The sequence below is a fragment of the Pararhodobacter zhoushanensis genome (genome assembly GCF_025949695.1).
Lineage (GTDB): Bacteria > Pseudomonadota > Alphaproteobacteria > Rhodobacterales > Rhodobacteraceae > Pararhodobacter > Pararhodobacter zhoushanensis_A.
Map to the genome: position 1 here is coordinate 1,347,106 of NZ_JAPDFL010000001.1, position 13,008 is coordinate 1,360,113.

Below are 13,008 nucleotides of genomic sequence, written 5' to 3' on the forward strand. Positions count from 1 at the left end.
ATTTGATCTTGGATTTAACGCGTGTTAGGGGCGAGTCCAGCCTTTCCGCATCCCCCACGGGTGCCGGGGCAGGGATAATCCGGGCAGAGGTGGAGGGGCGGTTGGATCTGGAGCGGGAAGAGCCTGCCGATTGGTGGGAAGTCGAGGCGCTGTATGACCTGTGCTTTGCGCCCGGGCGCACGGCGCTGTCCTCGTACCGGCTGCGCGACGACGTGCCGCCGGTCGCCGAGCTGTGTCTGGCGCTCTGGGACGAAACCGAGGCGCTGGCGGGGGTGATCCGCTACTGGCCGGTGCGGGTCGGCGGTGCGGCGGCGCTGCTGCTGGGGCCGGTCGCCATTCACCCGACGCGGCAGGGTGAGGGGCTGGCGGGCCTGTTGATCCGCGAGAGCCTGCGCCGGGCGCGTCGGCTGGGCTGGGAGCGGGTGATGTTGGTTGGCGACGCGCCCTATTACCAGCGCTTCGGCTTTACGCGGCTGCCCGGCGTTCTCATGCCGCCGCCGACGAACCCGGACCGGGTGCTGGGGCTGGAACTGGCCGAGGGCGCGTGGCACGGGATCACGGGCGCTGTGACGCGCTGGGAGATCGGTCAGAGCGATGACAGGCTGCGCACGTAATCATTGATCAACGGGCGCAGGCGCTCTTCGCCGCGCGCCTTGGCCTCTTCGATGATCGACGACACGACCGAGCAATCGGCGCGGCGGATCAGATCCTTGACCGGACCGATCGACGCCGGGCGCATCGACAGCGAGCGCACGCCCGCACCGATCAGCGTCAAGGCTTCGACCGGGCGACCGGCATCCTCACCGCAGAAGCTGAGGGCGGCGCCGTTCTCGGCGCAGCGCTGGACGATTTTCTGGATGAAGGTGATGAAGGACGTCGACAGCGTGTCATAGCGACGGCGCACCAGCTCATTCTCGCGGTCTGCGGCGTAGAAGAACTGCTTGAGGTCATTGCCGCCGATGGAGATGAAATCGGCCATCTTGAAGAACGCATCCGGCGCGAAGGCAAGGCTGGGGGTTTCCAGCATCGCGCCGACTTCCAGCTTTTCGGGCAGCAGGTGTCCCAGATGCGCCTCGCGCTCGATCTCGCGCAGAAGCAGTTCGCGGGCCTGCACGAATTCCGACATTTCGGCGACCAGCGGGAACATCACGGTCAGCGGTCGTCCGGCCGAGGCGCGGATCAGCGCCTGCAGTTGCATGCGCATCACGCCCTTTTTGTCCAGACCGACCCGCACCGCCCGCCAGCCCATCGCGGGGTTTGGCTCCTCGGGCCGGTTCATGTAGGGCATCACCTTGTCCGAGCCGATGTCGAGCGTGCGGAACACCACGCGCTTGCCGTCGGCGGCCTTGAGCACGCGGGCATAGAGCGCGGCCAGATCCGAGCGGCGTGGCATCGAATTGCGCAGCAGGAACTGCAGCTCGGTGCGGAACAGGCCGACGCCTTCGGCGCCAGAACCGCTGAGCGACGGCAGGTCGGCCATGATGCCCGCGTTCATGTGCAGTCCGACCAGCGAGCCACAGGTCGCCCGCGCCGGCAGATCGCGCAGAGCGGCGAAGCGGGCGGCGGCCTGGGTCTGCATGATGATCTTGTCGCGGTAGGCCGAGGCGACGCTTTCATCGGGGCGCAGGTGCACCACGCCCTCATCGCCATCGACGATGATCGTATCGCCGTTCAGCGCCTCGGTGGTGACGCCGTCGCAATGCACGACCAGCGGGATCGCCAGCGCGCGGGCAACCACGGCGGCGTGCGAACCAACCGAGCCTTCTTCCAGCACGACGCCCTTGAGCAGTTTGCCGTATTCCAGCAGCTCGCCCGGCCCGATATTGCGCGCCACAAGGATCGGGCGGTCGGGCATGGTGGCGCCCGTGTCGCGGCCTTGTCCGGTCAGGATGCGCAGCAGGCGGTTGGACAGGTCATCCAGATCGTGCAGCCGGTCGCGCAGATAGGGGTCGGGCACCTGCTGCAGGCGGGCGCGGGCGTCGGATTGCTCTTTTTCGACCGCAGCCTCGGCTGACAGGCCGTTTTCGATGCTTTGCTCCATCCGCCGCAGCCAGCCGCGCGAATTGGCGAACATGCGGTAGGCTTCAAGGATATCGGCGTGTTCCTTGTCGCCGGTGGCCGCGGCCTGCATCAGGTCATTGACCGAAACGCGCAGCCGCTCGACCCCGACGCGCAGGCGTTCGCTTTCGGCGACCGGGTCGTCGTTCACCAGATTGGTGACCACCACGCGCGGCTCATGCAGCCACACATTGCCTTCGGTCGTGCCCTCTTGCCCCGAGCCGCCACGCAGCATCACCGGGTGCTTGTGGGGGCGGGCGATGGTGGTGTCTTCGCTGGTGAAGGCACCCAGTTCGGTCATCTCGGCCAGAACCATGGCCACGACGTCCAGCGCGTAGACCTCATCCTCGGAAAACGCGCGGGCTTCGTTCGACTGGACGACCAGAACGCCCAGCTTCTCGCCCAGCCGCTGGATGGGAACGCCCAGAAAGCTGGAGTAAATCTCTTCGCCGGTTTCGGGCATGTAGCGGAAACCGCGTTCGCTGGGCGCATCGGCGGTGTTCACCGCGGTGGCGGTGCGCGCGACGCGGCCGACCAGACCCTCCCCCAGACGCAGCCGGGTGCGGTGGACGGCTTCTGCCTTGAGCCCGCGCGTGGCGCAGAGTTCCATCGTCTCGCGGTCGCGGAACAGATAGATCGAGCACACGTCCGTATTCATCGACTCGGCGATCAGCCCGACGATGCGGTCGAGCCGCTCTTGCCCCTGCCCGGGTTCGGCCAGAGTGTCGCGAAGACGCTGCAGAAGGCGGCGGCTATCGCTTTCGCTACGGTCCTGCATCGGTGCGAGTGTCCTGTCCATCTTATCGGGTGGCGCGACTGGACCTTAGATCAACTTAAGGCCGAAAGGAAACGCCTTTGCGACGCCGCAGCGCGGCGACGCCGGGCCGCATTCCATCTGCCGGAATTGCAGGCGTCGGCAGAGCCGACTGCCTGCACACCGTCACGCCGCAGAATCCAGAGCGAAGGCGTCGTGCAAAATCTGCACGGCAAGCTCCATGTAGCGCCGGTCGATCAGCACCGAGATCTTGATTTCCGAGGTCGCGATCACCTTGATGTTGATGTTCTCGGCCGAGAGGGCCTTGAACATCCGCGCCGCAACCCCGGCGTGGCTGCGCATGCCGATGCCGACGACCGAGACCTTGCTGACATCGGTGTCGATGATCAACTCGTCATACTTGATCTTGCCTTCGGCGCGGGCCTCTTCCATCGCCTTCTTGGCGCGGGCGACCTGATCGACGGGGCAGGAAAAGGTCATGTCGGTGACAGCGCCCGCATGGGCCGCGTCATAGTCCTTTTCGCTGATGTTCTGCACGATCATATCGACATTCACCCCCGCATCGGCCAGCGGGCCAAAGATCGCGGCGGCGATGCCGGGGCGGTCCTCGATGGTGAAAAGGGTGATCTTGGCCTCATCGCGCGAATGGGCGACGCCGGACACGACTTTCGATTCCATGATTTCCTCCTCGTCACAGACCAAGGTGCCGGACGTTTCATCGGTTTCGTCAAACGAAGACAGCACCCGCAGGCGCACTTTATAGCGCATCGCTAGCTCGACCGAGCGGGTTTGCAGGACTTTGGCCCCCAAGGACGCCAGTTCGAGCATTTCCTCGAAGCTGATCTTGTCCAGCTTGCGCGCTTTGGAGGTGATGCGCGGATCAGTGGTATAGATCCCGTCGACATCGGTGTAGATATCGCAGCGCTCGGCGTCGAAGGCGGCGGCGAAGGCGACAGCGGTGGTATCCGAGCCGCCCCGGCCCAGCGTGGTGATGCGGCCCTCATGACTGACGCCCTGGAAACCGGCCACGACGGCGACCTTGAAGCCTTCGGCGAATTTTGCGTCGATATTGTCGCGCGGGATGCTTTCAAACCGCGCTGCGCCATGCGCCGACGTGGTGTTGATCGGCACCTGCCAGCCCTGCCAGCTGCGCGCCGAAATGCCCATTTCCTGCAGGCGCATCGCCATCAGGCCAGCGGTGACATTCTCGCCCGACGAGACGACGGCGTCATATTCGCGCGCGTCGTAAAAAGGCGATGTCTCATTGACCCATTTGACCAGCTCGTTGGTCTTGCCCGACATGGCAGAGACGATGACGATCACGTCATAGCCACGCTCGACTTCGCGTTTCACCTTCTCAGCAGCGTTGGCGATCCGACCCAGGTCAGCCACCGACGTTCCGCCGAATTTCATAACCAGGATCGGCATAGACCCCCCGCAACAGGCGCGCGGCACCCCTTGTGCGACGCGCGCTTCTCTTACGCGCGGGCTGCGGGCGGTGCAAGGGTCGCGAAACCCCTTACAGAGCCCGGGCGTGCAGCAGGGTTTGCGGGCGCTGGCTGGCGTCGAAACCGTCGCTGCTGGCAACGCCAGAGGCGATCGAGATCGTGGCGGCAACGGCGACACAGGCAGCAGCGGCCCCCATCGTGACCCAGTCAATGCGGCCTTCGGTCGACGCGGGACGCGACGGGGCGGTCATGGACATACGCGGCATTGTTGATCCTCTCTCCATGGCTGGCTTCGTTGACAAGCAAGACACAGAGACAATGCGCCCAAATCGTGAAAAGTTCCTGACCAAGCCAAGAATGCGCGGATAACTGCGCGATTTGTCGCCGGATGTCAGTTCGTGCGGGCCTTGGGGATAAACGGCAGCGGGGCGACGGGAACCCCTTCCTCTGCCAGCGCGCGGGCGTCTTCAAAGCGCGCTTCGCCCCAGATCGCACGCTCGGGGGCGTCGCCCAGATGCATGGCGCGGGCCTGTTTGACGAAATCCGTGCCGACGTAATCCGAGTTTTCCTCAACATGACGCCGCAAGGCCGCGAGCTTTTCCTCGGGCCCGCCCGCGACGGGTGTCAGCGCTTTCGCGGTGCTGTCACCGTCGGCATTGGCGACCGAGGGGGCCATCAGCGCCTTTTCAACCTGCGCGCTGCCGCAGTGCGCACAGCTCAGATGCCCCGCTTTTTTCAACGTGTCAAAACCCGACGCCGAGGCAAACCAGCTCTCGAACGCGTGTCCCTGATCGCATTTCAGGCTGTATCGGATCATTGTCTCTCCATAGAGCCACTCAATCCTTAAAATAGTCTTTGCGCCAGCCCCTGCAAGCGCTTCGCCGCGCCGCCGCGTCATCGGCATGCCGGGCTTGTACGCCGCCCTTTGCGGTTTACCTTTTGCCCAAAGGAGACTTGCCGTGCATCACTATTCCATCCTCGATCTGTCCACCGTGCCCGAGGGCGGCACACCCGCCGATGCATTGCGCGGCTCTGTTTCGCTGGCGCAGGCGGGTGAGCGGCTGGGCTTTAACCGTTTCTGGCTGGCCGAGCACCACAACATGACCGGTATCGCCAGCGCCGCGACCGCCGTGGTCATCGGCCATGTCGCCGGCCACACCAAGACGATCCGCGTTGGCGCGGGCGGCATCATGCTGCCCAACCATGCCCCGCTGACCGTAGCCGAATCGTTTGGCACGCTGGAAACCCTGTATCCCGGGCGTATCGACCTTGGGCTGGGCCGCGCGCCGGGGACCGATGGCGCGACGATGCAGGCGCTGCGGCGTTACATGCAGGGCGAGGATACCTTCCCGCAGGATGTCGTCGAACTGCTGCATTATCTGGGCGACGAAGACCCCAAGGCGCAGGTCCGCGCCGTGCCGGGGACGGGGACGCATGTGCCGATCTGGATCCTCGGCTCCAGCCTGTACGGGGCGCAGCTGGCGGCCTATCTGGGCCTGCCCTATGCCTTCGCCTCGCATTTCGCCCCCGCTGCGCTGGATGACGCGCTGGCGATCTACCGCTCGCGCTTCAAACCCTCGCAATGGCTGCAAAAGCCCTATGCGATGGTCGCCGCCGGGCTGTTTGCCGCCGACACCGATGACGAGGCGCATTACCTGCGCTCGTCGCAGATGCTGTCCTTTGCCCGGTTGCGCAGCGGTCAGCCCGGCAAACTGCCGCGCCCGGTCAAGGATATCCGCGAGCATATCCCGGCCCCGCTGCTGGCGCAGGTGTCGGGGGCGTTTTCGGTGTCTGCTGTGGGGTCGCCGGCAACGCTGGAAGCCGAACTGAAGGCGATTATCGAGCGCACAAGGCCCGACGAGATGATCTTCACCGGCGCGATCCACGATCCGGCCAAGCGCATCCGTTCGTTCGAGATTGCGTCCGAGGTGCTCAAAGGGCTGGTGAAGACCCCGGCCTAAGCCGCCAGCTGTACGATCACCGCCCCCGCCGCAATCATCGCCATCAGCGCGACGCGGCGGGGGCCGGTGCTTTCGCCCAGCATCACCCAGCCGATCAGCGCGGCGAACACCGTCGAGGTTTCGCGCAGAACCGCCGCCTGACCGACCGGCCCCAGCCGCGTGGCCAGCATGATGCCGCCAAAGCTGCAAAACGCGACCAACGCGCCAAAGAACCCGCGCTTGAGCAGATTGCTCAGATCCTCACGCGGCATTGCCATCATGCGCCGGGCGCAGACCACGGGCATGAAGACGCTGTCGATCAGGAAGAACCACGCCAGAAAGGTGAACGGGTCCGCCGTCGCCCGGATGCCGTAGGCGTCATAGGTGGTGTAAATTGCCACCATCGCCCCGGTCGCGACGGCGAAGCCCAGCGCCGGGACCAGCGTCTCACGGTTCACGGTGATCTTGCGCAGATTATACAGCGCCAGCCCATAGATCCCGCCCAGCAGCACCCCGACGCCCAGCCATTGCACGGCGTTGAAATGCTCGCCAAAGATCAGCCCCGCGCCGATCACCGCGAACAGGGGCCCGGTGCCGCGCACGACGGGATAGACCACCGTATAGGCCCCGCGCGTGTAGGTCATCGCCTGCAGGACCTTGTAGACCACATGAATCACCCAGGCCCCGGCGAAGATCGGCCACATATGCGGCTCGGGCCAGGGCACGACGAACAGGACCAGCGGCACCGAGAGCGAGAAGGTGAAGACGTCGATCCCTGCGCGCGAGATCCACGGGTCATGGCGGCCCTTCTGCAACGCGCCGAAGACCGCGTGCAGGACAGCGGCAGCAAGGGCGAAGGCCATCGACAGGTAAAGACCCGTCTGCGTACCTTCCTGCGCGATCAGCCAGTTGCTCAAATCGGGAAACCTTTGGGGGCGGTCCTCGTGCTTCTGCACCCAAGGGCAGGCGGGGGCAAGACCGACACGGACTGGACGCCAACCCGCGCCGCCCTACAACAAGGGCATGTGGGACATTATCTCAAGCGAATTCGCCCCGGCCAGCTCCGTCGTCTCCACCCCGGCGGCGCTGCTGCGCCTGTTGAGCGCCTTGGTGCTGGGGGCTGCCATCGGCATCGAGCGCGAGTGGCGTCAGAAGGCCGCCGGGCTCAGGACGCATATTCTGGTTTCGGTCGCCGCCTGCCTGTTCGTCATTTTGGGGCTGGAGATCAGCGCGCTGGATTTCGGCACCGCCGGCGAGCAGCGCAACGATCCCCTGCGCATGATCGAGGCGGTGACGGCGGGTGTGGCGTTTCTGGCGGCGGGGATGATCTTCACCTCCAAGGGTGAAGTGCGCAACGTCACCACCGGCGCCTCTCTGTGGCTGGCGGGCGCTGTCGGGCTGGGCTGCGGCACCGGGCGCGAATCGCTGGCGTTGATGGCCACGCTGATCGTGGTGGCTGTTCTGGCCATGCTGCGGCTGGTCGAAAAGGACAAGTCCGGGGATTGAGCCGCTCAGTCCGGGCTTCCCGTCAGCGCCGCTGCGAAATCCCGCGCATCGAAGGCGTCGAGGTCGTCGATCTGCTCGCCGACGCCGATGGCATGGATCGGCAGGCCAAAGCGATCGGCCAGCGCCACCAGCACACCACCGCGCGCGGTGCCGTCGAGCTTGGTCATGATCAGGCCCGTGACATTGGCCATCTGGCGGAAGACCTCGACCTGCGTGACGGCGTTCTGGCCGGTGGTCGCGTCGAGCACCAGAAGGGTGTTATGCGGCGCAGAGGGGTCTTTCTTGCGGATGACGCGGACGATCTTGGCCAGTTCCTCCATCAGATCGGCGCGGTTCTGCAGGCGGCCTGCGGTGTCGATCATCAGAAGGTCCACGCCTTCGGCCTGCGCGCGGGTCAGCGCGTCGAAGGCGAGCGAGGCGGGGTCCGAGCCTTCGGGCGCGGTCATCACCGGCACGCCTGCGCGGTCGCCCCAGACCTGCAACTGCTCGACCGCAGCGGCGCGAAAGGTGTCGCCAGCGGCAATGATCACCGACTTGCCCGCCGCGCGGAACTGGCTTGCCAGCTTGCCGATCGTCGTGGTTTTGCCCGCGCCGTTGACGCCGACCACCAGCACCACCTGCGGCCGCTTGGGGTACAGCGGCATGGGCCGGGCAACGGGTTCCATGATGCGGGTGATCTCGTCGGCAAGGGCTTCCTTGATCTCGGCCGTGCTGACGCGGCGGCCAAAGCGGCCCGCCGCGATGTTGGCCGTCACCTTGAGCGCGGTTTCAACGCCCAGATCGGCCTGCACCAGCAGGTCTTCGAGTTCTTCGACAAACGCATCATCCAGCACCCGGCGCGGCGCGTCGCTGCGGCCGGTCAGGCGCGAAAGCAGCCCGGGCTTGGCGATCTCGACGGGAGCGGCGGGGCTGGCGGGCGGGATGTCCAGCGCAGACGTGGCATCCGCCGAGACGAGCGCATCAAGCCCCTCATCGAGTTTCGAGGAGGAGCGGAACATCCGTTCCTTGAGTTTGCCGAAAAAGGACATGGGGCCTCCGTGCCGGTTGGGCCTTTGTTTGCATCCTGCAGTTAGCCTTTGCGGGCCGCAGATGGAAGGGGCCTCACCCTCTTCTGTGTGGCGCATCCGCGGTCTATGATGGCCGCATGCAGCTGATCGCCTATGCCATCGCCACCCTGACCCCGGCCGCCTTGCTGTTGCTGGGCGCGATGTGGGGCGGTTGGTTTATCTGGGCGGCGCCGGTGTCGGTCGGGCTGTTGTGGCTGGTGATGGACCGGCTGCCGGGCCCCTCTGAGGGGGGCGAGCTGCCCACCGGGGACGGGTTGCTGGCGGTGCTGGGTCTGGTGCAGCTGGCCTATCTGCCGCTGGCGCTTTGGGCGCTGACCGGGCGGTTGCACGGGGTGGACTGGGTGGCGGGCTTGATCGGGTTCGGGCTGTTCTTCGGCCAGATCGGCAACCCGGCGGCGCATGAGCTGATCCACCGCTCGAACCAATGGCTCAGGCGGCTGGGCACGGCGGTCTATGTGGCGCTGCTGTTCGGGCACCATGTCTCGGCCCACCGGCTGGTGCATCACACGCATGTGGCGACGCCCGCAGACCCCAACTCGGCGCGGCGCGGGCTGGGGTTCTGGCGGTTTCTGCCGCGCGCCTGGATCGGCAGCTTTCGGGCTGGCTACGCGGCGGAAGAGGCGCTGCGGCGGCGCGGGGCAGGGCGGCGCAATCCCTATACCCTTTATGTTGGCGGGGCAGTGTTGCTGATGCTGGCGGCCTTCGCGGTGTTCGGGGCCCGGGGGCTGCTGGTTTATGCGCTGCTTTGTGCCCATGCGCAGTCGCAGCTGCTGGTGTCGGATTACGTGCAGCACTATGGTCTGCGCCGGGCGCAGCGGCCCGATGGCCGGTTCGAGCCGGTCGGCCCGGCGCATAGCTGGAACGCGGCGGGGTGGTACTCGGCGGCGGTGACGCTGAACGCGCCGCGCCATTCCGACCATCACGCGCATCCTGCCCGGCCCTATCCGCAGCTTGAGATGCCAATGGGGGCCGCGATGCTGCCCGCGCCTTTGCCTGCCATGGCACTGGTCGCACTGGTGCCGCCGCTGTGGCGCCGCGTGATGAACCCGCGTCTGGACGCAGTGCAGCGTATCGCGGCATCGTGACGGCGGGGTGCTGGCCCTTTCGCAATCGCTCTGGCACAGTGCATCAGTCCTGCGACCGAGGTGCCCATGACCCTGCCGTTCCTGATGCCCAACTGTGGCCCCTCAGCGCTGCGCCTTGCCGGTGCGCTGCTGCTGGCCCTCAGCGTTCCCGCCCTTGCGCAAGAAATGAGCCGGCCCATCGGCGCCGAAGAATTCCAAGCCTATACCGAGGGGCGGACGCTGAGCTACAACTTCTCGGGCACGCCCTACGGGACCGAGGAATACCTGCCCGACCGCCGCGTCCGCTGGGCGTTTCGCGATCAGGAATGTCAGGACGGCGTCTGGTACGAGCGCAACGGCAACATCTGTTTCCTCTACGACAATGACCCGACGGATGAGCAATGCTGGTCCTTCTATGCCACCAGCGACGGGCTGCGCGGCGTCTTTCAGGGGCCCGATGGTCCGACCACCGAGCTGTACGAGGTCGAGCAATCCAGCGCCCCGCTCAGCTGTATGGGTCCAGAGGTTGGCGTCTAACGTCTGACCAATCGCAGATGTGGCAATTGTGACAGGGCGCAGGGGAAACCCCGCGCCCGTCTTGCATTGCGTGGTCGGAAAATTGGCAGCTCAGCGCTGCGGTACGGCCAGCACCGCCAGCGTATCCCCGCGCTGCACCAGCCCCGGAAAATGCCGCGCCGCCAGCACCCCGTCGCGTTGGGCAAACACCGTCACGGGCTGTTCGCCGGTGCAATCGGTCGCCCAGATCCGCGCCAGTGGCTGATCCGGCACGATGGGGTCGCCCAGATCAGCCAAAGGCTCGATCAGGCCAGAGGCCGGGGCGGTATGGTAGCAGGCGTCATCCGGCATCTCCAGCATCACCGACGGCTCAACCTCAGGCGCGCCACTCAGCATCCCGCCGTGGATCAGCACATTCCGCAGCCCCCGCCGCGCGATCCGCGCCGTGCGCGCCGAGGCCGTCCCGCCGCCGCCCAGTTCCGTGGTCACGAACACCTTGCCCTGCGCCTCGACGGCGGTGTCATACATCCCCACCGCATCAATCTCGCGCAGCATCAGCGACCAGGGCGCGTTGAACGCCTCGACGGCGGCGACGCAGGCGGCCTGCTGCACGGGGTCATCAAGGTAATGCGCACAGGCGAAGGGCAGGAAATCCAGCGTCTTGCCGCCGGAATGAAAGTCGACCACCAGATCGGCCAGCGGCACCAGCGTGTCGTTGAAGTAATGGGCGATCTTCTGCGTCACGCTGCCATCGGGCGCACCGGGAAAGGCGCGGTTCAGGTTGACCTGATCAACGGGCGAGACCCGGCTCGCCGCCGTGAAGGCGGGGAAGTTGAAATACGGCACGATGATCAGCCGACCCGTGACCTCCTCGGCCTCGACCTCATGCGCCAAGGCTTGCAGCGCAATAGGCCCCTCGTATTCATCGCCATGATTTGCCCCGGTCAGCAGCGCTGTCGGGCCGGGTGCGCCCACGATCACCGTCAGCGGGATCATCACCGATCCCCAGGCGCTGTCGTTGCGCGAATAGGGCAGCTTGAGGAAGCCATGGCGTTTGCCGGGCGCATCCAGCGACAGGGTCGGGCGGATCGGATTGGCGGGCATCAAACCTCCTGATTTGCGCCCATCCTGCCGCGCCCGCGCGCCCAAGGCCAGAGGGTTCACGCCAGCGGCTGAACGCGTTAGCCTGCCCGCAACCACAGGAGGCCTGCCATGCTGACCAACGACCAACTCGCCCACTGGGACCGCGAGAGCTTTTTCCACCCCTCGACCCATCTGAGCCAGTTCGCCCGCGGCGAGGCCCCGCAGCGCATCATCACCGGCGGCGAGGGCGTGTTCATCACCGACCGCGACGGCAACCGGCTGCTCGACGGTTTTGCCGGGCTCTATTGCGTCAACGCGGGCTACGGGCGGCGGCAGATCACCGATGCCATCGCCAAACAGGCGCACGAGCTGGCCTATTACCACTCCTACGCCGGTCACGGGACCGAAGCCTCGATCACCCTGTCGAAGATGGTCATGGACCGCGCGCCCGAGGGCATGGCGCGGGTGTATTTCGGTCTCGGCGGGTCGGATGCGAATGAGACGAACATCAAGCTGGTCTGGTATTACAACAACATCCGTGGCCTGCCGCAGAAGAAGAAAATCATCTCGCGCTGGCGCGGCTATCACGGCTCGGGGCTGGTTTCCGGCTCGCTGACCGGGCTCGAGCTGTTCCACAAGAAGTTCGACCTGCCGCTGTCGCAGGTCGTCCACACCGAGGCCCCCTTCTACTACCGCCGCCCCGATCCCGCGATGACTGAGGCCGATTTCACCGCCTGGCTGCTGGCCAAACTGGAAGAAACCATCGCGCGTGAGGGGGCCGACACCATCGCCGCCTTCATCGGCGAGCCGGTGCTGGGCACGGGCGGCATCGTCCCGCCGCCGGTCGGCTACTGGCAGGGCGTGCAGGAGATCCTCAAGCGCCACGACATCCTGTTGATCGTCGACGAAGTGATCACCGGCTTTGGTCGTCTGGGCACCATGTTCGGCTCGCAGCACTATGGCTTGCAGCCCGACCTGATCACCATCGCCAAGGGTCTCACCTCGGCCTACGCGCCGCTTTCGGGCTCCATCGTCGGCACCAAGATGTGGGACGTGTTGTGCCAGGGCACCGATGAGAACGGCGTCTTCGGCCATGGCTGGACCTATTCCGCCCACCCGATCGGCGCGGCGGCCGGCGTGGCGAACCTCAAGCTGATAGACGAACTGGGTCTGGTCGAAAACGCAGGCAAGGTCGGCGCCTATCTGCGCCGCGCCATGACCGATGCCGTCGGCGATCACCCCAATGTCGGCGAGATCCGCGGCGAAGGCATGCTCTGCGCGGTCGAGCTGACCTCGGACCGCGCCACCCGCGCCAGCTTTGACCCGATGGGCAGCGTTGCGCCCAAGGTCGCGGGTGAGATGCTCAAACGCGGCGTCATCGCCCGCGCCATGCCGCAAGCCGACATGCTGGGCTTCGCGCCGCCGCTCTGCCTGACCACGGACGAGGCCGACCAGATCGCCCGCGTCACCGGCGAGGCCCTGCGCGCCACCCTCGGCTGAGACGAAAAGAGCGCGGTTAACACCCCGTTAACCGCGCCCCTATCATCTGTC

Annotated in this window: 13 protein-coding genes; 6 read left to right on the forward strand and 7 right to left on the reverse strand. The window is 66.0% G+C overall.

All coding sequences use genetic code 11. The annotated features are described in order from the left end of the window. The first annotated feature begins 101 nt into the window (after positions 1 to 101). Positions 102 to 614 (forward strand): GNAT family N-acetyltransferase, encoded by a 513-nt coding sequence (locus tag OKW52_RS06650; RefSeq protein ID WP_264505025.1) that lies wholly within the window; start codon positions 102 to 104, stop codon positions 612 to 614. Here OKW52_RS06650 and ptsP read toward each other — a convergent pair. The 4 genes from ptsP to OKW52_RS06670 form a co-directional block, all read right to left on the reverse strand. Further along, positions 587 to 2,836: a phosphoenolpyruvate--protein phosphotransferase gene (gene ptsP / locus OKW52_RS06655; RefSeq protein ID WP_264505026.1), complete on the reverse strand. Its 2,250-nt coding sequence runs from the start codon at positions 2,834 to 2,836 to the stop codon at positions 587 to 589. The genes OKW52_RS06650 and ptsP overlap by 28 nt on opposite strands. Positions 2,837 to 2,998: 162 nt before the next feature. Continuing rightward, complete coding sequence (locus OKW52_RS06660) at positions 2,999 to 4,261, reverse strand: aspartate kinase (RefSeq protein ID WP_264505027.1); 1,263 nt, start codon at positions 4,259 to 4,261, stop codon at positions 2,999 to 3,001. Positions 4,262 to 4,352: 91 nt separating this feature from the next. Continuing rightward, entirely contained in the window at positions 4,353 to 4,547 is a 195-nt protein-coding gene (locus OKW52_RS06665) for a hypothetical protein (RefSeq protein WP_264505028.1), read from the reverse strand. Between the two features lie 125 nt (positions 4,548 to 4,672). After that, positions 4,673 to 5,098, reverse strand: coding sequence for a DUF1178 family protein (locus OKW52_RS06670; RefSeq protein ID WP_264505029.1), 426 nt, complete (start codon positions 5,096 to 5,098; stop codon positions 4,673 to 4,675). Between the two features lie 142 nt (positions 5,099 to 5,240). On the opposite strand from OKW52_RS06670, the gene OKW52_RS06675 reads away from it, so the two are divergent. Then, on the forward strand, positions 5,241 to 6,242 hold the full coding sequence (locus OKW52_RS06675) for an LLM class flavin-dependent oxidoreductase (RefSeq protein WP_264505030.1): 1,002 nt from the start codon (positions 5,241 to 5,243) through the stop codon (positions 6,240 to 6,242). Here the strand turns inward: OKW52_RS06675 and OKW52_RS06680 are convergent. Next, positions 6,239 to 7,138, reverse strand: coding sequence for a DMT family transporter (locus OKW52_RS06680; protein WP_264505031.1), 900 nt, complete (start codon positions 7,136 to 7,138; stop codon positions 6,239 to 6,241). The two genes, OKW52_RS06675 and OKW52_RS06680, sit on opposite strands and share 4 nt — an antisense overlap. Before the next feature lie 106 nt (positions 7,139 to 7,244). On the opposite strand from OKW52_RS06680, the gene OKW52_RS06685 reads away from it, so the two are divergent. Next, positions 7,245 to 7,727 carry an MgtC/SapB family protein gene (locus OKW52_RS06685; protein ID WP_264505032.1) on the forward strand — a complete coding sequence of 161 codons (483 nt, stop codon included), beginning with the start codon at positions 7,245 to 7,247 and terminating at the stop codon, positions 7,725 to 7,727. A gap of 5 nt (positions 7,728 to 7,732) precedes the next feature. Here OKW52_RS06685 and ftsY read toward each other — a convergent pair whose 3' ends face one another. Beyond that, positions 7,733 to 8,755, reverse strand: coding sequence for a signal recognition particle-docking protein FtsY (gene ftsY, locus OKW52_RS06690; protein ID WP_264505033.1), 1,023 nt, complete (start codon positions 8,753 to 8,755; stop codon positions 7,733 to 7,735). Between the two features lie 116 nt (positions 8,756 to 8,871). Here ftsY and OKW52_RS06695 point away from each other — a divergent pair, with 116 nt between their 5' ends. Both OKW52_RS06695 and OKW52_RS06700 read left to right on the forward strand, forming a co-directional pair. Further along, positions 8,872 to 9,879, forward strand: coding sequence for an alkane 1-monooxygenase (locus OKW52_RS06695; RefSeq protein WP_319800455.1), 1,008 nt, complete (start codon positions 8,872 to 8,874; stop codon positions 9,877 to 9,879). A 66-nt stretch (positions 9,880 to 9,945) separates the two neighbouring features. Next, positions 9,946 to 10,395 carry a hypothetical protein gene (locus OKW52_RS06700; protein ID WP_264505034.1) on the forward strand — a complete coding sequence of 150 codons (450 nt, stop codon included), beginning with the start codon at positions 9,946 to 9,948 and terminating at the stop codon, positions 10,393 to 10,395. Positions 10,396 to 10,485: 90 nt separating this feature from the next. On the opposite strand, the gene doeB is transcribed toward OKW52_RS06700, so the two are convergent. Further along, positions 10,486 to 11,478 (reverse strand): N(2)-acetyl-L-2,4-diaminobutanoate deacetylase DoeB, encoded by a 993-nt coding sequence (gene doeB / locus OKW52_RS06705; protein ID WP_264505035.1) that lies wholly within the window; start codon positions 11,476 to 11,478, stop codon positions 10,486 to 10,488. 108 nt (positions 11,479 to 11,586) lie between these two features. On the opposite strand from doeB, the gene OKW52_RS06710 reads away from it, so the two are divergent. Next, a complete protein-coding gene (locus tag OKW52_RS06710; RefSeq protein WP_264505036.1) occupies positions 11,587 to 12,957 on the forward strand; it encodes an aminotransferase in 1,371 nt (456 codons plus the stop codon). Positions 12,958 to 13,008: the final 51 nt, after the last annotated feature.